Raw genomic sequence first — 23,143 nt, forward strand, 5'->3', positions numbered from 1 at the left:
TTTATGACAGGGTTCTGGTCTGCATTTTTCAATCCGTCTGTCTTGTTCTAGGTGACGAACACGCGCGATTGGAACAAGGGAAGGCGATCATGCAGGCACGGATGTCGGGGTTGGGTGGCAAGCGAAACATGGGGACCGTGCCGGCGCGCGTGCGCCCGAACTGGCGTCCGACGCCATTGTCCCAGGCCGTGACGGCGTTGCTGATCGCGGGTAGCGCCAGCGGGGCGGCCCAGGCGCAGCGGGCGTTCAGCCCGGGCTGGTTCGCCGACAAGAACGCGGTGCAATCGACGGCGCAGCGCACGGGCCGCATGCCCGACGGCAGCTTGGCCGGCATCGGCAACAGCGCGCGTCAACAGGCGCAATCGCGCCAGCAGTTGCAGCGGTCGCTGGACAACCTGAACCGCACGGCGGCCGCCGTCGCGGCGCAGCAAGCCGCCCAGGCGGCGGCGCGCGCGGCCGCGGCAGCCGCTAATGGCGGCGACGCGCCGGACGGGCTGGTCGAAGGCGGGCTGTGGGCAGCGACGGGCGAGCAGGCCAAATGGGAAGGCGCGAAGGCTGCCAAGCCCAGCGTCGAGAACGGCCGCCAAGTCGTCACCATTGAACAGACGCAGTCGCGGGCGATCTTGAACTGGGACACGTTCAACGTCGGCCGCAACACCACGGTGCAGTTCAAGCAGGGCGCGGACGACGCAGTGCTGAACCGGGTGGTGGGCGCGTCAGCCAAGCCTAGCCAGATTCAGGGCGCGATCAAGGCCGACGGCACCGTGATGGTGGTGAACCAGAACGGGGTCATCTTCAGCGGCACCAGTCAGGTGAATGCGCGCAACCTGGTGGCCGCCGCCGCCACGATCACCGACGCGCAATTCCGCGACAAGGGCTTGTACGCCGACAACGGCGCGCAGCCTACGTTCCAGGACGCGCTGGGCAAGGTGGACGTGCAAGCGGGCGCAATGATCCGGACCGCCGCGCCCGCCACGTCCACTACCAGCGGCGGCTATGTGCTGTTGTTGGGCAAGGAAACCGCCAACGCGGGCGCCATCGACACGCCCTCGGGCCAGGCCGTGCTGGCCGCCGGCGACAATTTCGTGATCAAGCGTGGCCAGGGCACGTCGGGCAACCTCAGTTCCACCACCAAGGGTAATGAGGTCAGCGTTGCCGGCACGCCCGGCCGCGTGGTGAATACGGGCTTGATCCAGGCGTCACTGGGGGATGTGACGTTGACCGGCGGCGACGTGGTGCAGGGCGGCGTGGCGCTGTCCAGCACTTCGGTCGATACGCGCGGCACGGTGCACCTGAACGCCACGGGCGAAGGCGGCAAGATCACCCTGGCGGAAGCGGGCACGACGGCCATTCTGCTGGACCGCAGCGGCGCGCTGGCGCTGGACAGCCAGCGCGACGGCCTGCGGGCGCCGGTCATCGCCGCGTCGGATTCGGCCTGGGCGCCGGGCGGTAGCGACCGGCGCGAGTTGTCGCGCGTGGAGATCAACAGTTCGGGCACGGTGGATTTCGCGTCGGGCTCCATCACCTTGGCGACGGGCGGGCAGATTGCCGTGCAGGCCGCGCAGCGCAGCCTGCTGCGTGACGGCGCGGTGCTGGACGTGGCGGGCGCGGTGGGCGTGCCCGTGGCCATGGAGAACAACAGCGTCAAGATCAACGTACAGGGCAATGAGCAGCGCGACGCGCCGGTCAACCGCGACAGCGGCAAGCTGAACAACAGCGACATCTGGGTGGATGCGCGCGAACTGGTCCTGGTGCCGGCTGGCACCAACGGCTACGCCACCGACCGCTGGTACACGGCCGGCGGCCTGCTGGAAGTCAGCGGCTATCTGGGCACTCAGGGCCACGCGGTGAACGAGTGGATGGCGCAGGGCGGCAATGTCGAGTTCACGGGCGGCGAAGTGGTCACGCGCGCCGGGTCGCAGATCAACGTGTCGGGCGGCACGCTGGACGTGCAGGACGGCATGGTCCAACAGAGCTGGCTGCGCGGCGTGGACGGACGGCTGTACGAGGTGTCGCGCGCGCCGGGCGATCTGGCGTACACGGGCTTGTACAAGGGCTACGAAGCGAAGTCCGAACGCTGGGGCCAGACCCGCTATTTCTACAACCCCCTGCTGGCACCGAAGGAACGTTTTGAAACTGGCTACACGGTTGGGCGTGACGCGGGCCGACTGCTTGTCGGCACGAAGAGCGCCGTGCTGGAAGGCGACCTGATCGGGCAGACCTATCAGGGCGAGCGCCAGAACGCGGCGCCGCAGCCGGCGCTGGACGGCTATCAGCAATCGCAACGCGCGGCGGCGCGCGGTGCGCAGTTGGTGGTGGGCACGTACACGCCGTACTACAACAAGGCCACCGGCTCGATGTCGTACGCGCTGGGGAATTCCGAAAACACCATTCAGCAGGTGTTGCTGTCCGACCGGGTGGACGCCATTGCGGATGGCCTGGACCTGAGCAACGCGTTGCCTGAAGCGCGAGCCGGCATCCTGCATCTGGACACCACGCGTTTGAATGCGTCCAACCTGGGCGCCATCAAGATCGCCGCGAACGACATCGCCGTGCAATCCGATCTTGGCGTGGCGGCGGGGGGCGATATCACCTTGTTCGCGGACAAGGTATCCGTGGATGCCACGTTGACGGCACGCGCCGGCAGCATCCGCCTGGGCAATGTGCTGAACCAGGCTACGCCCGCGGGCATGGCCGATACCGCCACCGGGGCCGGGGCTGACGGCGCAACGCCCACGCTGGCACTGAGCGCGCGCGGGCGGCTGGATACCCGGGGGCAATGGAGCAACCTGGCCATGTCGCCCGAGCAGATCGGCGCCATGCCTTATTTGAACGGCGGCACGGTCGCGCTACGCAGCAGTGGCGACATCCTGCTGGACGCCGGCAGCGTCATCGACGTGAGTTCGGGCGCGGTGTTGGGCAAGAATGGGCGGGTGACGGGGGGCAAGGGCGGCAATACCACCGTGGAGCTGGTGGCCGGCGGCACGCAAGAGGGCCGACTAAGCCTGGGCGCCGAACTGCGCGGCTATGGCGTGGAGGGTGGCGGCACCCTGGCCGTGACGGGAGACAAGATCGTGCTGGGCGGCATGCCCGCCGACGAGCGCGTGCTGACGCTGGGCGCGCCGTTCTTCCAGCAAGGCTATTCGCGCTACGAGCTCACGGGCGCCAATGGCGTGGCGGTGGCCGACGGCGCGCGTATCGATGTGTCGATGCCGGTGTACCGCCCGGTCGACGGCGCGGCCGGCCTGCCGACGGGCGCGGACCCCTCGTCGGTGCTGCAAACGTGGCTACCGCCCGTCTATCAGCATGACGTGGCCGCCGGAACGGTAACGCAGCGCCAGGGCGCCAGCCTGTCGCTGCAAAGCGGCCGCAACCTTGTCGCGACCAGCGCGAATGTGGACGCCGCGCTGATCGTCGGGCAAGGCGCGCAACTGAACGTGGACCCCGGGCAGTCGATTCAAATGCGCGGGGTGGGGCAGATTACCGTGCTGGGCGCCTTGACGGCGGCGGGCGGCAAGATCGATATCCGCCAACTGCGCGTGGGTGACGTGGATGTGGCCGAGTCCCTGGACGTCGTGCAAGGCGAGGTCCACGACCGTTCCATCTGGATCGGCGAGCAGGCCGTGCTGAACGTGGCCGGCCGCTCGGAAACGGGCGTGGATGCGCAGGGCCGCCGCTACGGCTTGGCGGACGCGGGCGGCGTCATCGTGCTGGGCGGCGAGATCGACCATGACCGCGCGACGGCAACTTCATCCGACCTGTATGTCATCGTGCGTCCCGGCGCGGTGTTGGACGCCTCCGGCGCCAGCACGACCGTGGATGTGAATGGTGTAGGCCCGGCGCGGCTGGACCGCGACGGCGGGCGAATCTCGCTCAGTTCCTATAACGGGCTGCATCTGGACGGTACGTTCATCGCACGCGCGGGCGGCGCGAGCGCGGCGGGCGGCACGCTGGATGTTGCGCTTGAGACGCCGCTGTACCGCACCTGGGGCGAGGGCCTGGCGGGCGAGGCCGTGCAGGTGCCGCGCGAAATGGTGCTGGCTTCGGGCGCGGGCAAACCGCTTGCCGCGAGCCTGATGCCGGGCGAAGCCGACGAGGGCTTGCGTTACGGCCAGACGCGTCTGGATCCGTCGCGCCTGTTGTCTGGCGGAGGCTTCGATCACCTGGGGCTGTTGTCCAACGGCCTGATGTCGTTCGACGGTGACGTCAACGTGTCGGTGGGGCAAAGCCTGCGCCTGTACGCCGGCGCGTTTTCACTGGCGCCGCAGGGGGATGCGCTTGCCGCCGAGCAAGCCTACGTACCGGCCCAGGTCAACCTCGCGGCCTCCACGGTGCGGCTGTCGGGTCCGGGAAAATACGCCGCGTCCAACGGCATCATCCGGCCGCGCGTCCTGTTCGGCGACGCGCAGGATGTGGGCGAGGGCACGTTCACGGTGCGCGCGGGCCGCTTGCTGGAAGTGGGCAACAGCCTGTCCTTCGGCACGCAAGGCACGATCAACCGCAGCGTGGGTGGCGTGCTGTCGGTGGCGCGTAGCGGCTTTGACCGGGTGACGCTGGACAGCGCGGGCGACCTGCGCTTTCTGGCCCAAAACGACAACGAGCCGCGCACGCGCCTGTGGACGCGCGGCGACCTGGACCTGATCGCCGCGCAGATCTATCCGGGCACGGGCGTTGAGGCCGAGGTGCTGGCGGGCTATACGCGGCGGCCAGACGGTACGCAGATGTTCGACCCGGACCGCAGCTTGCGGATTGCGCGCCATGAAGGCACGACGGGCGCCTTGCCCGCGATGCCCTATTCGGCATTCGGCGCATTGCGTTTGGCGGCGGCAACCGTGGAACAGGGCGGCGTGTTGCGCGCACCGCTGGGCGCGATCACGCTGGGCGACCTGAGCGAGCGGATGGACACGCAGCGCCTGAGCTTGTTGCCGGGCAGCGTTACCTCGGTCAGCGGTGCCGGCCTGGTCATGCCTTATGGCGGCACGACGGATGGCGTGTCGTACAAGTTCAACGGCGCGGATGTGTCCTTGGTCGGGGTGGGCGGCGCGTCAGGCTTGGATGGCGGCGCCATGCTGCGCACCGGCATCACCTTGGGGTTCCGCGACGTGGACGCGCAGCCGGGGTCCGTATTGGATCTGTCCGGGGGCGGCGAACTGACGGGCGCGGGTTTTGTGTCGGGCCGAGGCGGCTCCACCGATGCGCGCTATGCCCCGTTGGTCCGCATGAATCCCGATGGCGGCTTCACCCTGCCGGGTCTGGCCGACAACCCCGTCTACGCCATCGTGCCCGGCGCGCAGCCGGTGGTGGCGCCGGTGGGCGGCGAGGCGGGGGCCTCCACGCCCGGCGTTGGCCAGCAGATCACGCTGGGCGCGGGTGTGCCTGGCCTGCCGGCCGGCACCTACACCTTGATGCCGTCCACCTATGCCTTGCTGCCCGGCGCGTTCCGGGTCGAAATCAACGGCGGGGCCAAGGCGGGCGCGGCGCTTGCGCCGATGCAGATGCGCAATCAATCCTGGGCGGCCAGCGGCACCTTGTCGACCGCGGGCACCAACGTGGTGAACAGCCTGGCCAGCGCGGTGGTCCTGACGCCGGGCAAGGTGCTGCGCACGCTGTCGCAGTACAACGAAATGAGCTACGCCAGCTTTGTCGCGGCCGATGCCGTGACGCGCGGTGTGCCGCGTGCGATGCTGCCGGCCGACGCCCGCACCTTGCGGCTGGCGATCCATCCGGGTTCCACGGACGGGCAGGCGCTGAGTGTTGAAGGGCTGGCGAATTTCACGGCCGCGAAGGGCGGCTTCGGCGGCGCCGTGGCGCTCAATGGCGGCAGCTCGACGGTAGAGATCCTGGCGGCGGGCCAGGCCCCCACGGCGGAGTTCGCGGGCACGTCGGTGCAGGCGGATGCCTTGAACGCGCTGGGCGCCAGCCGTTTGGTCGTCGGCGCGCTGCCGGTAGTGTGGTACGGGCCGGGCGGCCGCTTCTATACCTTCCAGGCGTCGGCCAACCAGGTGGTGCTGCGCGCGGGCGCGCAATTGACGGGGCCGGAAGTGCTGATCTCGTCGAGCACGATCGAGCTTGAAGCCGGCGCGGGCATATCCACGCTGGGCGCTGGCGCGCCGTCGGTGGATTCCACCAACGGCTATGCCTTCCAGCCACGCACCGCCAGTTTGCTTGCGGTGTCCAATGGCCGTCTGGATGTGCTGGCGCCGGACGCGCTGGGCTCGGGCGCCATCCGCATCGGCACCTGCGCGGCGCAGCCCTGCCAGGGCGTGACCCGCCTGTATTCCGAGGGCACCATCGCCGCCGCCACCAATGGCGTATTCGATCTGGGCGAACAAGTTCGCTACGGCACCCGCAACCTGGCCTTGGCCGTGGGCGCGGTGAATGTCGGCACGACCGAGGCGCTGACGCAAGCCGCCGCGCGCGGCGTCTTGCCCAACGGCCTGACGCTGAACCAGGACATCCTGGGCCGCCTGCTGCGCGGTGACACCAGCGTGGGCGCACCGGCGCTGGAAACCCTGACGCTGACCGCGCGCGATGCTCTTAACTTCTACGGCACGGTGGCGCTGGACACGCGCGACCCGCTGACCGGCAAATACAGCCTGGCCACGCTGGCGCTGGGCACGCCGGCCATCTACGGCTACGGCGACGCGGGCGACGAGGCCAGCATCCGCACGCAGAATCTGGTTTGGAATGGCGCAACCCAAGCGCCGGGCGCGGTGGCGGCGGGTGGGGCCGGCACGGGCCAGGGCACGCTGCGCATCGATGCCGAATGGATCGAATTCGGTTATGGGCAAGGCGCGCAACCCAACGGGCTGGAAGACAACGCCAGGCTGGCGTTGGGCTTTTCCAACGTCAACCTGAATGCCAGCGACCGCATCACGGCCAACCACCGAGGCAGCTTGTCGGTGTACGAATCTCAGGGCGCGTTCGACAGCGCCACGGGCCGCTACGCCTATGTGGGCGGCAACCTCAACTTGAACACGCCCTTGCTGACCGGCGGGGCGGGTTCCGTCAACCGCATGACGGCGGGCGGCGATGTGCGGGTGACGGGCGCACCGGGTCTGCCGGCGCAGCAAGCCGCGGCGGTGCAGGACCTGGGCGCGGAAATCAGCCTGGCCGGGGCGAACGTGCAGGTCGATGGCCGGATAGTGCTGCCCAGCGGCAAGCTGACATTGGAAGGCCGCGACAGCGTGTTGCTGACGTCGGCCTCGCAGTTGGATGTGTCGGGCCGGGCCATCGCCTTCAACGACGTGCTGCGCTATAGCTGGGGCGGCGACGTGATTCTGGCCAGCAGCCAGGGCAGCATCCGGCAGGAAGGCGGGGCGCTGATCGATCTGTCGGCGCAGCAGAACAATGCGGGCAGCCTGCGGGCCGACGCGCTGTCGGCCTCGGCCGGCGTGGTGGACCTGCAAGGCCGCATCCTGGGCACAAGTTCGGGCGTCTACGATGCCGGCGGCACGGCCGTGCCTTACCGCGCGGGCAGCATCGATATCAGCGCGCAGCGTCTGGGCGCGCCGGGCGCCTTGAACGCGGATTTCGACGCGCTGAATCAGCGCCTGAACGACGGCGGCGTGACCGGCGCGCGCAGTTTCCAGATCAAGCAAGGCAGCCTGACGCTGGGCGATACGCTGCGCGCCAACGACATCAACTTGTCGATCGACGGCGGCAGCCTGACCGTGGCCGGCCTGGTGGACGCCAGCGGCGAGCGCGTGGGCCGGATCCGCTTGGCCGCGCGCGATGGCCTGACCCTGGCGTCGAACGCGGTGCTGGACGCGCACGGCACCGTGCTGCGCGTGGACAGCTACGGCAAGATCATCGACGCGCCCAACCGCGCCGTGGTGCAACTGAATTCGGGTCGCGGCGTGCTGACCTTGGCCAGCGGCGCGCGCATGGATTTGCGCCACGGCACGGCGGCCACGCCGGGAACGGGCGCGGGGCAGCACGACGGCGTGTCGCGCGGCACCCTGGACCTGTTTGCGCCGCGCATAGACGCCGCCGGCAACGCGGCCAACAACGGCAGCGGGGTGGCGGGTTCCGCCGCCACGTATGGCGACATCGCCATCGAGGCGCGCGGCCCGGTCGCGATAGAAGGCGCCAAGGCCATCTCGCTGATCGCCACCCAACGCTATGACGACGCCCGGGAAGGCGTTGCCGCCGATCGCACGAGCGGTCGCGAACATCAAATCATTGACCAGGCCTATCTGGACACGCTGCACGGCGACAGCACGACGTTCATCGGCCACGCGCTGGCCAACGGCAATCTCTTGAACACCAAGCTGGCCGGCTTGAACAACGCCACCTACCGCGATGTCTTCCATCTGCGGCCTGGCGTGGAAATCGTCAGCAAGACGGGCGATGGCGATCTGGTCGTGCAAGGCGACCTGGACCTGTCGCGCTATCGCTACGCCAGCCTGAATCCGCACTCGGCCATGACTTCCGTCTATGGCTCGGGCGAGGCGGGCGCGCTGACGCTGCGCGCCAAGGGCAACCTGGACGTCTACGGCAGCATCAACGACGGCTTCGCGCCGCCTGCGGCCACGCCGGATGACGAGAACGGCTGGATCCTGACGCCGGGCGCACAAGCGTTTGGCGGCGATGTGGTGTTGCCGCGTGGAGGCGTGGAACTGGCCGAAGGCACGGAGTTTCCGGGCGGCAAGACGCTGAACTACGCCTTGCCCCTGCAAGCCACCACGCTGGCCGCGGGCACCCGCCTGCCGGTCGAGGCCGCGCTGAACCAGGAGTTGACCCTGGCCGCCGGCGTGGTGCTGTCGGGCGACGTGCGCGATGCCTCCGGGCAGTTGTTGTACGCCGCCGGCAGCATTCTTGAACAAGCGGTGAACTTGCCCGTCGGCACGCGCTTGGGCGCGGGCACGATGCTCACGGCCGGCACGGCGCTTCAGTCGTTCACGTGGCCGGCCAACGTGGCCCTGCCCAATCTCTACACAACGCAAGGCTATGAGCCCAACGTGTTGTTGATGGCGGGCACCATCACGCTCAAGCAGGGCGCGTTGATCCCGTCGCAGACCAAGCTGGTGTTCCCGGAAGGGGTCGACTATGTGGAACTGCGCCCGGGCACGGCGGCGGATCAGCGGCGCAACTGGGCGGTGGCCCAGATGCTGCCGGCCGGCAGCCAGTCGTGGTCGATGCAGTTGGTGGCGGGCGCGGACCTGGACGCGGCGGATCCGCTGCGCGTCGTACGCGGGCCGGACGCGGGCAAGCTGACGCTGGCCGATACCCACTACAACGCCAGCCTGGTCAAGGGCGCAAGCCTGGTCTGGGGGCCCGAAGCCGGCCCGTCCGGCTTTGAACCCGGAACGCCGGTGCCGGACGACCTGCTCTGGCTGTGCGACGCGATCGAAGGGCTGTGCATGCCGCCTCCGCGCTTTGTCTGGGGGCCGGACAACTGGTTCGGGTATCCGGCGGGAACGCCGGTGTCCGAGGCTGAAATCGATCTCTGCTCGCTATCGGCTGAGCAGTGCATCGAGAACAAATCATCGACGTCGGTGGTGACGCATACGCAGAACTTCAGCGTGTTGCGCACGGGTACGGGCGACCTGGACCTGGCGGCGGGCGGCGACTTCAGCCTGATGTCGGCCTATGGCGTCTACACGGCCGGCACGCAAGCGGCCAACGTGGACGCGGCCTACCAATTGCCCCGTGGCCGCTACGAGACCACGGTGCTGGGCGACGATCACTCGACCACGTATGAACCCTTCGTGTCGGCCGGCGCGGGGTATCAGGCGTGGTACCCGGAAGCAGGCGGCAACCTCAGCCTGTACACGGGCGGGGCCTTGCGCGGCGATGTGTGGGGCAAGACCACGGGCGGCAATTTCGAGGCGCGCGTCATAGATCCCAGCGTGGGCATCGGCAACTGGTTGTGGCGCCAAGGTACCGGCAGCGCCAATGGCGGCGACACGCCTACCGCCTGGTGGATCAACTTCGGCAGCTATACGCGCGCGCCTTCGGTGTTCAAGGACAACACGCCGCTGTTGGTGGGCTTCACCGGCTTCGGGGCATTGGGCGGCGGCAACGTCAGCCTGCGCGTGGACGGTGACGCGGGCAACATCGAGTCGCGCGGGTCCATCAACAATCCGCGCAGCCAGGGCCTGATCGTGGCCGTGGGCAGCACCGGCCGCATTGCGGCCGACGGCGGCATGACGTTGACGGGGGGCGGCGATATCGACATCCGTGTCGGAGGCGGCTTGAACCCGACGCAAAGCGCGCGCGGTCTGGTGTCCTCGATCGTGGGGCCAACCCCCTATTACGGAGAACCCGCGCTGGACTTGCAGGGCGCGCTGATCAACCTGCGCGGCCATGCCCAATTGGCGGGCGGCGCGGTGGGCGGGCTGGATCTGCAATACGGCAACGAAGCCCGCGAGCAAGACGTGAAGGAAAGCCGTGGCTACGACCCCTACGTGTCCACGACGGCCAGCGCCACGGGCGGCCTGGTGCTGATTCCGGGAGACGCGGTGATCCGCCTGGATACGCGCGGCGACCTGGTCGTCGGCGGGGCCAGCGATCCGGGCCGCGTTGCCTTGCCCAACAGCACGCCTTATCGCATGCCAGACGGCACCATGCGCACGGGCGGCGGCTATAGCTGGTTCTCGATGTGGACGGAGAACACGGCCATTGAGCTGTCCAGCGCGGGCGGCAACCTGACGCCCAGCCGGCAGACGTCGCATAGCGCGCAGGGTCTGGCGGTGCAGCCGGGGCGTAATACCTCGCCGTCCGACGGGCGCTATCTGTACCCGTCGATTCTGCGCGCCACGGCCTATGACGGCAGTATTTATGCGGGCGTGTCGGCGGGATACCTGAACAACGAAGCAACGGGCCTGCCGTATTCGCTGACGCTGGCGCCGGGTGCGCGCGGGCAACTGGAAATGCTGGCGGGAGATTCCATCTACGCGGGCGGCTACGCCATCAACCGCTCGGGGGCGGACCCGGCCAGCGTCGCCAATGTGTTGGCGCCGGCCTTTGCTGGTTACTTGTCCGAGGCCAATACGAATGTGGTCTTGAGCAACCAGGGGGCCAATGGCCTGGCCGGCGACCGGTACACCCATTTCCCCTTGTTCTACTTCAACGCGCTGACCGCCAGCACGGCGGGTTCCAATGACGTGACGCGCTTTTATGCCCGCGATGGCGACATCGTCGGGCTGCGCACGGGCGAGGCGCTGTCCATCACGCAGGGCCCGAACCTGGGCCAAACCTGGTATGAGGCATCCGGCCCCGTCTGGATGCTGGCTGGCCGCGACATCGTGGCCTCGGGCACGAACACGGGGACGTCGACCGACGTGCCCTCCACCAATGGCATGAACTTTGGCGCAAGCGGGACATCCGTGACCTCGACCGGCAACCTGTTCCTGCATCGCGACGCGCTGGATGTATCGCGGGTGTCGGCGGGTCGCGACATCCTGTACAGCTCGTTCCAGGTGGCGGGCCCCGGCGCACTGGAAGTGTCGGCCGGCCGTCATGTGCTAATGGCGGACAAGGCTTCCATCACAAGCCTGGGCGCGGTGATGCCGGGCGACCACCGTGCTGGCGCGTCGATCGCCGTGCAAGCGGGCGTGGGCGCCAAGGGGCCGGACTACGCGGCGTTCCTGGCGCGGTATCTGGACCCGGCCCAGGCGGCCGACCCCAGCCGTCCGCTGGTGGACCAGGGCTTGGCCTTCAAGACCTACGAAGCCGAACTGCTGCTGTGGATGACGCAACGCTATGGCTTTGCCGGCAGCACGGACGACGCGCGCGCGGCCTTTGCCGCCTTGCCCGCCGAACAGCAACGGATCTTCGCGCGGCAGGTTTATTTTGCCGAGCTGCGTTCCGGCGGACGGGAATACAACGACCTGGCCAGCCCGCGCAACGGCAGCTATCTGCGTGGCCGCCAGGCAATCGCCGCGCTGTTCCCGGAAACCGCGCCTGGCGCCTACGAGGGTGACCTCACGCTGTATGGCGCGGCGGGCATTCGCAGCACCTTCGGCGGCGACATCCAGTTGCTGACGCCGGGCGGGCAGCAGGTGTTCGGCGTGGAAGGCGTGGCGCCACCCGCCACCGCCGGCATCATCACGCAGGGCGAAGGCAACATCCAGTTGTACGCGCAGGGCAGCATCCTGCTGGGTCAGAGCCGGGTCATGACGACCTTCGGCGGGGGGATTACCGCGTGGTCGGCGCAAGGCGATATCAACGCGGGCCGGGGCTCGAAGACGACCGTGCTGTACACGCCGCCCAAGCGCGTCTACGACGCGGTCGGCAACGTGACCTTGTCGCCCAATGCGCCCAGCACCGGCGCGGGTATCGCCACGCTGGCGCCGCTGCCGGAAGTGCCGGCGGGCGATGTGGACCTGTACGCCCCGCTGGGCACGATTGACGCGGGCGAGGCAGGCATCCGCGTATCGGGCAACGTGAACATCGCGGCCTTGCAGGTGGTGAACGCGGCCAACATCCAGGCGCAGGGCGATAGCGCGGGGGTGCCGGTAACGGCCGGGGTCAACACCGGTGCGCTGTCGTCGGCCAGCGCGGCGGCAAGCTCGGCAGTCAATGCGGCGCAGGAGTCCGCCCAGCGCGCGCAGGCCGAGGCGCGTCAGAACCAACCTTCGGTGATCAATGTGCAGATCCTGGGCTATGGCGACGAACCGGTGGCGGGCGCCGCACCGGCTGTGCCGTCGGCGGGTGCGGCTTCGGGTACGGCTGCGGGTACGCCGAAGTACGACGCGGCCAGCGCGGTGCAGGTGCTGGGGGCGGGGGCGTTGGACGCGGGCGAGACGGCATCGTTGACGGCGGAGGAGCGGCGCAAGCTGATGCTGTGAAGAGGGGGGGCGGGGGCGGAACCGGGGCGTGAGGAACGCGATGGTTTTGAACCCCGGGGCGGAGTCGGGCGGACGGCGGTTGATGGGTTGCGCGCGTTCGGCGCCGGGGTTCTTGCCTTGGCGTTTGCGCGCTTCACCCATCCTACGCATGCGATTCACCCATCCCACGCATGCGCTTCACCCATCGTACGTATGGGCGGCCAGTTTGCTACTGGCCGCTTTTTTTTGTTGCGCTGCTGGCGCCGTCATGTGGCGTCGCCAGAATCCCCGCCAGATCGTTCGGCCCGCTCGACGCCCGGATTTTTTTCATGAAGTTTTTCTTACAACGCGCGGTCTTGGGCCTGCCAGTACGTCTAGTAACAAGCAGAAGTTGTAGACGCGGGGTTGTGGGCGAAAACCGTAACGGGATTGTCGCGAAGCGCGCTGCACGGTAGCGGCCGGTACCAGACCGGTTTTCACACAAGGAACTGAGTGCATCGCTATGCATGATTTCGAAAGTAGGGGCCGCGCGTTGCGCGCCATCTTGCGCCGCGCGCCGCAGGCGCTTGTGCTGATCGCCGTGATGAACACGGCCGGGGCGCAGGACGCGGCCGGGGCGGACGCCACGTCGGCGCGCCGCGTCAATATCAATGAGTACATCGTGCGCGGCAACACCGTGCTTGAAGCCCGTGACATCGAGCGCGCCGTCTATCCCTATCTGGGACCCGACCGCACCCTGGCCGACATTGAATCGGCGCGCGAGGCCTTGCAGACGATCTATCAGGAAAAGGGCTACCAGTCGGTCTACGTGGACTTGCCCGAACAACAGGTGGCCGACGGCATCGTCTTCCTGCAGGTGTCGGAAACCAAGGTCGGCCGCGTGCGGGTGGTGGGTGCGCAGCACTATTCGCCCCTGGCCATCCGCGACGACGTGCCCGCGTTGCAGGAAGGGCAGGTGCCCAACTTCAATCGCGCGCAGGCCGAGCTGACGCAACTGAACAAGGGCGCCAGCCGCCAGGTGGTGCCGTTGGTGAAGGAAGGGCGCATTCCCGGCACGATGGATGTGGACCTGAAGGTGGAAGACAAGAGCCCCTGGCACGCCAGTCTGGGCTTGAACAACGATTACAGCGCCGACACCTCGCGCCTGCGCAGCACGGCGTCGCTGGGCTATGACAACCTGTGGCAACTGGGCCATTCCGTCAGCCTGACTTTCTTCACCGCCCCGCAGGAAACCGACAACGCCAAGGTGTGGTCGGGCTCGTACTCCATGCCGCTGACGCCGCGCTGGGGCCTGCAATTCTCGGGCTACAAGAGCGACAGCAACGTCGCCACCATCGGCGGCACCAACGTGCTGGGCAAGGGCTATTCCTTCGGGCTTTCCGCCATCTACACGATGGATCCGCAAGGCGACTGGAGCAATTCGCTATCCATCGGGCTGGACTACAAGAAGTTCGATGAGTCCACCCGCTTCGGCGACAACGAAGACCAGATCCCCATCAAGTACCTGCCGTTCACGCTGGCCTACAACGGCTACCGCTATTCCGAGTCATCGCAAAGCAGCCTGGGATTGTCGGTGGTGGGCGCCAGCGGCTCCTTCTTCAACCAGGGCAGCGACTGGCAGGAGTTTGACGACAAGCGCTATCAGGCCAGCCCCAGCTTTGCCTTGCTGCGCGGCGACGGCACGCACACGCAGAACCTTTTCGGCGACTGGCAATTGGGCCTGCGCGGCTCGTTCCAGCTGGCCTCGGGCGCGCTGGTGTCCAACGAGCAATTCTCGGCCGGCGGCGCGACCAGTGTGCGCGGCTACCTGGCCGCCGAACGCACGGGCGACGACGGTGTGTTGGCTTCGGTCGAATGGCGCACGCCGTCCCTGGCGCGCTGGCTGGGCGCGAACGTCAACGAATGGCGCTTCTATGCCTTTGCCGACGCCGCCACCTTGCGCCTGCGTGACCCGCTGCCTGAACAAGACGCCAGCTATTCACTGGCCAGCCTGGGCCTGGGCACCCGCCTGCAAGTGCTGGATTGGTTGTCCGGCTCGCTGGACTGGGGCTACCCGCTCAAGGACGGCCCCAATACCCGCAAACATGATCCCCGTCTGAACTTCAGCGTCCGCGCCAACTTCTGAGCGCACGCGCTTACCCCATTCACCCCCGGAGTCTTACTCATGCAACGCCTATTGATGCTCCTGCTAACCGTGCTGGCCGGCGTACTGCCGTCCGCCGCCAACGCCTGGTGGCAACCAGACTGGCAGTACCGCAAGCAAATCACCGTCGACAGCACCGCGCAGGGCATGCCGCTGGGCGGCCCCGCCGGCCGCATGCCGCTGCTGGTGCGCCTGCATACGGGCAACTTCACCTTCGACGGTATCAACGAGAAGGGCGCCGACATCCGCTTCGTGGCGGCCGACGACCAGACCGTGCTGAACCACCAGTTGGAATCGTTCGACCCCTTGCTGGGGATGGCGTTGGTGTGGGTGGATGTGCCGGACGTGGCCGACGGCCAGCGTCAGGACATCTGGATGTACTACGGCAACCAGAAAGCGCCCGCCTCGGCCAACGGCCAACTGAGCTTCGACCCCAACACCACGCTGGTCTATCACTTTGACGGCGCGGCCGGTGCGCCGCCCCGCGACACCACGGCCTACAGCAACCACGGCCAGACGCCGACCGCTGCGATGGTGGATGGCGTCATCGGCCGCGCCGCGCAGTTCACGGGCGCCGCGCCGCTGATGCTGCCGGCCAGCCCCTCATTGGCCATTCCCGCCGCGGGCGCCTTCACGTTCAGCGCCTGGGTGCGTGCCGACCAACCGGCCGGCGAACAACTGATCTACGCGCGTCGCGACGCCGGCAACGCCTTGCTGATCGGCCTCAACCAGGGCGTGCCCTTTGTGGAAGTGAACGGCCAGCGCAGCCAGCCCGGCCAACCGCTGACGCCCGCCGCCTGGCAGCACCTTGCCGTAACGGCCGATGGCAGCCAGGTTCACCTGTATGTGAACGGCCGCGCTACCGCATCGCTGGCCGCGAGCCTGCCGCCGCTTGCCACCACCGCCGCGCTGGGCGGCGATGTGCCGATGCCGCCGGTGTCCGCCGCAACCCCCGCGACCCCTGCAGCGGACGGCACGACGCCCGTCGAAGCCGCCCCGGCGCCGCAGCCGACGTACGCGCCGTTCGTGGGTGCGATTGACGAAGTGCGCCTGTCCAAGGTGGCGCGTCCCGCCGCGCTGATCTACGCCGACGCGGCCTCGCAAGGCGCGGAGTCGCGCCTGGTGGTCTACGGCGCCGATGAAGAGCAATCTGGTTTTGGCTTTGGCGGACTGGGCTTTCTGCTTAACGCCGTGCCGATCGACGCCTGGATCATCATCGGTGTGCTGGTGCTGATGATGGTGCAGTCCTGGATCATCATGTTCAAGAAGAGCCGCAACGTGGCCCGCGTGTCGCGCGCCAACGAGTCGTTCCGTGAGGCCTTCGCCACGGTCGGCCAGCGCCTGGAACTGCTGGCGGACGACAAGGCGCTTGCCACCCGCGTTGAGCACGCCTCGCTGTGGCGCCTGTACCGCGTTGCGATCAACGAGATCCGCACGCGCCGCGCGCAGGGCGCCGACACCACGTCGATTTCCACGGCCACCATCGAAGCCATCCGCGCGTCGATGGATGCCGTGCGCACCAAGGAAAACCTGGCGCTGGGCTCGAAGCTGGGTTCGCTGTCAAACGCCATTGCCGGCGGCCCCTATATCGGCCTGCTGGGCACGGTGCTGGGCATCATGGTGGTGTTCCTGGGCACGGCCATGGCGGGAGACGTCAACATCAACGCCATCGCGCCCGGCATGGCCGCCGCCTTGCTGGCGACCGCGATGGGGCTGTTCGTGGCGATCCCCGCGCTGTTTGGCTACAACCGCCTGGTGTCGCGCAACAAGGAAGTCAGCGCCGACATGCGCGTGTTTGTCGACGAGTTCGTCACGCGCCTGGCCGAAGTGCACGGCGAAACGCAAGCGCAGGAAGCCGCCCATCAGCAGGCAGTGCGCGCCCCGGCGGCCAGCCGCCCGGCCGTGCGCGACGTGCAACCCGCGTCCGCCGAAGCCTAAGGAGCAGCCATGGCATCCGTATCCACTTCCCAGGACGATGACGACGACGCGCCTGTTGACGGCATCAACATCACGCCGCTGGTCGACGTGCTGATGGTCGTGCTGGTCATGTTCATCCTGACGGCTACCGCGCAGATCGCCGGCATCAAGGTCAACCTGCCCAAGGCCAGTTCGACCATGGCCTTGTCGCAGCCGAAAACCAAGGCGATCTCCGTCAACGACGCTGGCCAGGTTTTCCTGGACGCATACCCGGTTACCTTGCCCGAGCTGGAAGACCGGCTGCGCACGGAGAAGGCACTGAACCCCGACTTCCCGGTCATTGTGCGCGGCGACGCCGCCGTGCAATACCAGAAGGTGGTGGAAGTGCTGGACCTGCTGCGCCGCCTGGAACTTGCGCAGGTCGGCCTGGTTACCGGCAAGCCGCAATAGAGGCCGGAACCGACGTCATGCCGCAACATGCATCCGATTCCTCGCGCGATCCGCATCCGGCGCGCCGCTGGCTGAAGCTGGCGGCCGTGGTGGTGGCGGCGATCGTGGCGGCCTACGCGCTTTGGCGCTGGGCCAACGATATGTCCGGCGTCCGGCGCGATGCGCCCAAGGTCACGGCCATCATCCCGCTGCCGCCACCCCCGCCGCCGCCACCCGAACCCGAGAAGCCGCCGGAACCCGAGCAGCCCAAGGAAGAGCCCGTGGCCACGCCCGAGCCCGAACCGCAGCCCACGCCCGAACCGCCCAAACCGCAGGACGAGGCGCCGCCGCGCCCGGCCGACGACCTGGCCAACCCGATGCAGATCGACGGCGACGCACAAGCCGGCAGCGACGCCTTCAACATCGGCGCGGGGCAGGGCAAGGGCATGTCGGGCGGGGGCGGTGGCCGCGCGGGCAACGCCACCTACAGCCAATACCTGGCCTATGCGCTGCAGAAGATCCTGCGCGAAGACGAACGCACCCGCAATCTGACTTTCCGCCTGCAAGCCAACATCTGGCTCACGGCGTCGGGCCAGGTCACCCGCGTTGAACTGACCCGTGGCAGCGGCGACGCCGACGTCGACGCCCGCGTGATCGCCGCGCTGCGCGCCGTGCCGGGCCTGGACGAACGTCCGCCGGCCTCGGCCAGCATGCCCATCCGTGCCTCGCTGACTGGCCGCCGCCCGTCTTGATGTCTCACATTGAATTGATCCTGGAGTGACAAGAGCATGAAGTTCCCATTGAACCGGTTGGCGGCATCGCTGGCGTTGGCCGTGGCGGGCGCCGCCTCGCTGCCGGCGTACAGCGCGCCCGCGCCGTCCGAGAACGCCACCATCAACCTGATCCGCCTGCTGGTGCAGCAAGGCGTGCTCAAGCCCGAACAGGCCAACGCGCTGGTCGCACAGGCCGAGGCCGAAGCCCAGGCCGCGCGCAGCGCCCCGCCCGCCGACCGCGGCGCCGCCGTGGCGCAAGCGGGCGACGTGCGCGTGCCCTACATTCCGCAGACCGTGCGTGACCAGATTCGCGACGAGGTCAAGGCGGAAGTCATGGTGCAGGCCAAGGAAGAGAACTGGGCACAGCCCAACACCTTCCCGGAATGGGTGTCGCGCATCACGGTGGAAGGCGACGTCCGCGTGCGTGACGAATCGCGCTTCTACAACGGCGGCAACAGCGACGAGATTGTCAATTTCGCCAAGCTCAACGCCAACGGCCCGTACGACGTCAACAAGAACACCAACGGCGGCTATCCGCCCATGCTGAACACACGCGAAGACCGCCGCAACCAGTTGCGCATTCGCGCCCGTCTTGGGGTGCGCGCCGACATTTCCGAAGCCTGGACGGCCGGCATCCGCTTGGCCACCGGCAGCGACGACAGCCCGGTGTCTACGTCCCAGACGCTGGGCGGCGGCATGGGCAAGAAGGAAATCTGGCTTGACCAGGCCTACCTGACCTATCGTCCCGCGAAGTGGGCCACCGTAACGGGCGGGCGCATCGCCAACCCGTTTGAATCCACCGACACGCTGTTCTCCAACGATCTGAATTTCGACGGTATCGCGGCCATTTTCAAGCAGCCCCTGCAAGGCCGTGATGTGACCTTGTTCGGCACGCTGGGCGCGTTTGCGACCGAGTACGCCAACAACGGCTGGAACTCGTCGTCGATGACGGAAGGCGCAAGCGAAAACAAATGGCTGCTGGGCGCGCAGGTTGGCGCCGACTGGAAGGTCAATAACCAGAACAGCCTGCGCGGCGCGCTGGCCTACTACCACTTTGACAACATTGCCGGCAAGCGCTCAAGTGCGTGCTCGCCGTGGGCAGGCGACGAAAACTGCGACACCGACTGGTCGCGTCCCGCCTTCATGCAAAAGGGCAACACGCTGTTCCTGTTGCGCAACATCGCCCCCAACCCGCTCGACCCGGCCAACACGCCGCAACCGCAATACGTGGGCCTGGCCTCGAAGTTCGACCTGCTGGACCTGAACCTGCGTTGGGATACCCGCGTGTTCGATGGCCTGGGCCTGCGCGTGAACGGCAACTTCATCCACAACCTGGCCTACAGCAAGGGCAAGATGGCGAGCCGCTCGCAGGGCTATATCGTCAACAACTTCGACGACAACGGCAACGTCGAAAGCGGCCCCAACGCCTGGATGCTGCAAGCCACCTTGGGCCGTTCGTACGACCTGAAAGACAAGGGCGACTGGCTGGCCTTCGTTGGCTACAAGTACATCCAGCCGGATGCGCTGCCCGATGCCTTCAATGATTCGTCGTTCCACCAGGGCGGCACCAACGCGCGCGGCTACTACATCGGCGCGGGCTATGCCTTCGAAAAGAACGTGTATGGCGTGTTCCGCTGGATGAGCACCAAGGAGATCTACGGTGAACCCCTGGCCATCGACACCATGCAGTTCGAAATCAATGCCAGGTTCTAAGGCCATGGACATGCACATCGTATGGGATGAATCCCGCCATTCCCCCACGGCCGGGCGCGGCCGGCGCCTGGCCGCCGCCGTGGCGCTGTGCGCGGCGGGCCTGAGCCTCGCGGGCGGCGCGCAGGCCGAAACCATGGAAGAGCGCCTGCGCGCCCAGTTGCGCAGCACCACGCAGCAGCTACAGCAATTGCAAAGCGAGCAGGCGCAGATCAACGCGGCCAAGGCGGCCACCCAAGCGCAGCTTGACGCCGCGCAGAAGGAGCTGGAATCGCTGCGCGCGCAGTTGGCAAAGAGCCGTGGGCAGGCCGAGAAGCTGGCGGCGCAGCAAGACGCCTTGACGGAAAGCGCCCAGGCCCAAGTGGCCGCCAGCCATGCGCAACTGGGCAAGTTCAAGGGCGCCTACGACGAACTGTTGACCCTGGCGCGCACCAAGGAAACGGAACGCGTGGCGCTGGCCCGCAACCTGGCGCAGCGTGATGAAGAGGTCAAGGTGTGCCTGGCGAAGAACCGCGAGATGTATGCGGCAGGCAAAGAGATTCTGAATGCCTATGAACGCATCAGCACGGGCGACATTCTGGCGCTCAAGCAACCGTTCGCGGGCAAGGCGCGCGTGCAGTTCGAAGAGCAGGCGCAGGCCTACGGCGACAAGCTCTACGACGCGCAAGCGCCCCAAAGTCAAGCACCCCAAAGTCAAGCTGCTGCAACGTCCAAGCCGTAGCCTTGCCGCATGCTTAATCTTTATTCCTGGAAACCTGAAATGACCGAATCGAACCTGATTCTTGATGTGAACGCCGAACGCCTGCAAGCCCTGCTGCAATCCGTTGGCTACCGCGTAACGCTGTCCGAGCAGAACGGCATGGTGCAACTGTTGAGCGCCAGCCAGGGCGTGGGCTTTGCCGCGCGCATGGGCAACCCGGCCCAGCAGGATGGCCATTATCTGGACTACACGCTGAGCTGCGCGCTGCGTGTGCAAGGCGAGCTGCCTGCTGGTCTGGCCGACCGATGGAACGTCGAAAAGCGCTTTGCCCGCCTGTCGGTGCAAGGCGTGTTCCTGGTGCTGGAACTGGACGTGATCGTGGCCGGCGGCGTGTCGGAATCGTATCTGCGCGCCACGACCGAACTGTGGGACCGCTTGCTGCAAGAATTTCTGTTGTTCTTGCGCGCGAATGCCTCGGCGGAGCAGGGCGAGGCGGGGCAAGCTGAGGGCCGGGCTGAACAGCAATCCGATCAGCAAACCGAACAGCGAGCTGAACAGCAAACCGAACAGCGAGCCGAACAGGAAGCCGACGCGGCCGAGACAACGGCGGCGGCGTAACGCCGCTTGCCTGGCAAAGGGTGCGATCCATGACCAAGACACTGACTTCCAACAAGCAACTGCGCGTGACGGCGGCCGTGCTGCTTATCGCCGTGCTGGCGGGCGCCGTTGCGTTGATGCGCGGCAACGATGCCCAAAGCAGCGAGCCCGCTCCGGCACCGGCCAAAGCCGTGGCGTCCGCCGCGCCCGTGGCTTCACCGCCCGGCGCCACGGCGGCCAAGGTCGGGGCGGCGGCTCCGGCTCCCCAAATGCCGGCCATTGCCACTTTGGGCGCCGTGCGTGTCGAACGCGATGAATTGATGCGCCAATTGCAGGCCTTGCCGCCGCAGGCGCGTCAGCAATTGCAGGACAACCGCGCGGGCCTGGACCAGTGGCTGCGCGGGCGTCTGGCAGAGAAGGCGCTGATCGAGCAGGCGCGCGCGCAGGGCTGGCAGGAAAAGCCCGAGATCAAACAGGCCATCCAGGCGGCCCAGGAACGCATCGTGGTGCAAAGCTATCTGGAATCCGTCAGCCGCGCACCGGACGATTACCCCGGCGATGCGGAGCTGCAAGCCGCCTACGAACGCGCCAAGCCGCAACTGACCGAGCCGGCGCAATACCGCGTCAGCCAGATTTTCCTGCCCGCGCCATTAGCGGATGCCGACGCGGTTGCAGCGGCGCGCAAGCAGGCGCTGGACCTGGCCAAGCGGGCGCAGGCGCCCAAGGCCGACTTTGCGGCGCTGGCGCAGGCCAATTCGCGCGACGAGACCTCGCGCGCGCAGGGCGGCGACATCGGCTATGTGCCGTTGGCGCAGTTGACGCCGGAGATGCGCCCGGTGGTGCAGCAGATGAAAGCGGGCGACGTGTCCGCCCCGGTGCAGTCGGCTGCCGGCTTCCATATCCTGAAGCTGGCGGCGTCGCGGCCGGCCAGCGTGACGCCGTTCGACCAAGTCAGGCCGGCGCTGCGCGCCGCGCTGCGTAACCAACGTCAGGAACTGGCCGCGCGGGCCTATCTGGAGGGTTTGCTGAATGCCGGAACCGTCAGCATCGATGGCGCAGCCCTCAATGCCGCGTTCGAACAGAACGCGGCCGCCCAGGCAAGCGCGCCGTCCGTTGCCCGCGCTCCGTGACGCGGCAAGCGCCGTCACGCTGGCCCTGGACGAACGCCTGACGCGCGTGCTGGGCCACGCCCAGCCGCCCGCCAGCTTGCGAGACGCGGCGGCGCTATTGCAAGCGCTGCGCCAGACGTTCCCGAATGATCTTGCGCGCTGGTTTCCGTTGATACCCGTGGGCATGCCTTTGGGAATGTCCACGGGAATGCCGGCATCCGCGACCGCGCAGTCACCGCGCGCGTGGGGCCTGGACCTGGCCGACCTGCGCGTGTTGCATCGCGCGATTCGCGTGGTGTGGTTGGCCGAGCTGGTGTTCGGCGACCGCGAGCAGGCGGTTCGCTGGCTAAGCGCTCCCAAACGGCGGCTGCTTGGACGGGTGCCGTTGTGGGTGTGCCAGCATGGCCGCTATGCCGCCCTGATCGAACAATGGCTGGTGGATATCGACGAAGGAAACGGCCCATGATTGCGCTGTGGCGTTTGAGCAATGCCCAGGATTTGCAGCCGCGCGCGCTGCCGGCGGGCCGTTGGCACGAGGCGGGCGCCCCGGTGATCGTACTGGACGCAAGCCCGGCCGCCGCGGTGTTCGCGCGGCTGGCGCTGGCCGAGGTGGCGCATCCAGGCGCCTTGCCACGCGATTACCTGCTGCTGGAGGTACAGGCGCCCGGCCGCGCGGTGGGCGTGGCCGAGCCACCGCTGCATTGGCAGACCGATCTGCGCGCCACGCGGGCGGTGGGCGACGCCTGGCTGGCGGCCGGCGACACCCTGTTGCTGCGCGTGCCGACCGCCACGGGCGGCGTCCAGTATTTGCTGAACACCGCGCATCCGCAAATGGGGCAATGCCAGGTCGTGTCGTCCGTGGCCTATCCTTACGCGCCGCACCTGGGCGGTGTCGTTCGCGCAGTGCGGGACGGCGCCGCCTGGGTGGCCGCGGCATGCGAGGGCGCCACAGCGGACTAGAATGTTGCGCAGCCGGCCGCTTGCCGGCA

Annotated in this window: 11 protein-coding genes; all 11 read left to right on the plus strand. The window is 67.7% G+C overall.

All coding sequences use genetic code 11. The features are described from left to right. Positions 1 to 128: 128 nt before the first annotated feature. Complete coding sequence (locus M2361_RS00710; protein ID WP_259245766.1) at positions 129 to 12,797, plus strand: filamentous haemagglutinin family protein; 12,669 nt, start codon at positions 129 to 131, stop codon at positions 12,795 to 12,797. Positions 12,798 to 13,278: 481 nt separating this feature from the next. Next, positions 13,279 to 14,901 carry a ShlB/FhaC/HecB family hemolysin secretion/activation protein gene (locus M2361_RS00715; protein ID WP_259245767.1) on the plus strand — a complete coding sequence of 541 codons (1,623 nt, stop codon included), beginning with the start codon at positions 13,279 to 13,281 and terminating at the stop codon, positions 14,899 to 14,901. A 39-nt stretch (positions 14,902 to 14,940) separates the two neighbouring features. Then, positions 14,941 to 16,857, plus strand: a complete 1,917-nt coding sequence (locus M2361_RS00720; protein ID WP_259245768.1) for a DUF2341 domain-containing protein — start codon at positions 14,941 to 14,943, stop codon at positions 16,855 to 16,857. A gap of 9 nt (positions 16,858 to 16,866) precedes the next feature. After that, positions 16,867 to 17,286, plus strand: a complete 420-nt coding sequence (locus M2361_RS00725) for a biopolymer transporter ExbD (RefSeq protein ID WP_046804844.1) — start codon at positions 16,867 to 16,869, stop codon at positions 17,284 to 17,286. Between the two features lie 17 nt (positions 17,287 to 17,303). Continuing rightward, the gene (locus M2361_RS00730; RefSeq protein WP_050450158.1) at positions 17,304 to 18,017 is read left to right on the plus strand and encodes a TonB C-terminal domain-containing protein; all 714 of its coding nucleotides are present in this window, start codon (positions 17,304 to 17,306) and stop codon (positions 18,015 to 18,017) included. 36 nt (positions 18,018 to 18,053) lie between these two features. After that, entirely contained in the window at positions 18,054 to 19,751 is a 1,698-nt protein-coding gene (locus tag M2361_RS00735) for a putative porin (protein ID WP_259245770.1), read from the plus strand. 10 nt (positions 19,752 to 19,761) lie between these two features. Next, the gene (locus M2361_RS00740; RefSeq protein WP_259245771.1) at positions 19,762 to 20,469 is read left to right on the plus strand and encodes a DNA repair protein; all 708 of its coding nucleotides are present in this window, start codon (positions 19,762 to 19,764) and stop codon (positions 20,467 to 20,469) included. 39 nt (positions 20,470 to 20,508) lie between these two features. Beyond that, positions 20,509 to 21,066, plus strand: a complete 558-nt coding sequence (locus M2361_RS00745) for a YbjN domain-containing protein (RefSeq protein ID WP_259245772.1) — start codon at positions 20,509 to 20,511, stop codon at positions 21,064 to 21,066. 29 nt (positions 21,067 to 21,095) lie between these two features. Further along, complete coding sequence (locus M2361_RS00750; RefSeq protein ID WP_259245773.1) at positions 21,096 to 22,175, plus strand: peptidylprolyl isomerase; 1,080 nt, start codon at positions 21,096 to 21,098, stop codon at positions 22,173 to 22,175. After that, entirely contained in the window at positions 22,159 to 22,620 is a 462-nt protein-coding gene (locus M2361_RS00755; RefSeq protein WP_259245774.1) for an MbcA/ParS/Xre antitoxin family protein, read from the plus strand. The genes M2361_RS00750 and M2361_RS00755 overlap by 17 nt, the downstream gene beginning before the upstream one ends. After that, the gene (locus tag M2361_RS00760) at positions 22,617 to 23,114 is read left to right on the plus strand and encodes an RES family NAD+ phosphorylase (protein WP_259245775.1); all 498 of its coding nucleotides are present in this window, start codon (positions 22,617 to 22,619) and stop codon (positions 23,112 to 23,114) included. The genes M2361_RS00755 and M2361_RS00760 overlap by 4 nt, the downstream gene beginning before the upstream one ends. Positions 23,115 to 23,143 lie beyond the last annotated feature (29 nt).

The sequence above is a fragment of the Achromobacter sp. JUb104 genome, assembly GCF_024806975.1.
Classification (GTDB): Bacteria; Pseudomonadota; Gammaproteobacteria; order Burkholderiales; family Burkholderiaceae_B; genus Achromobacter; species Achromobacter spanius.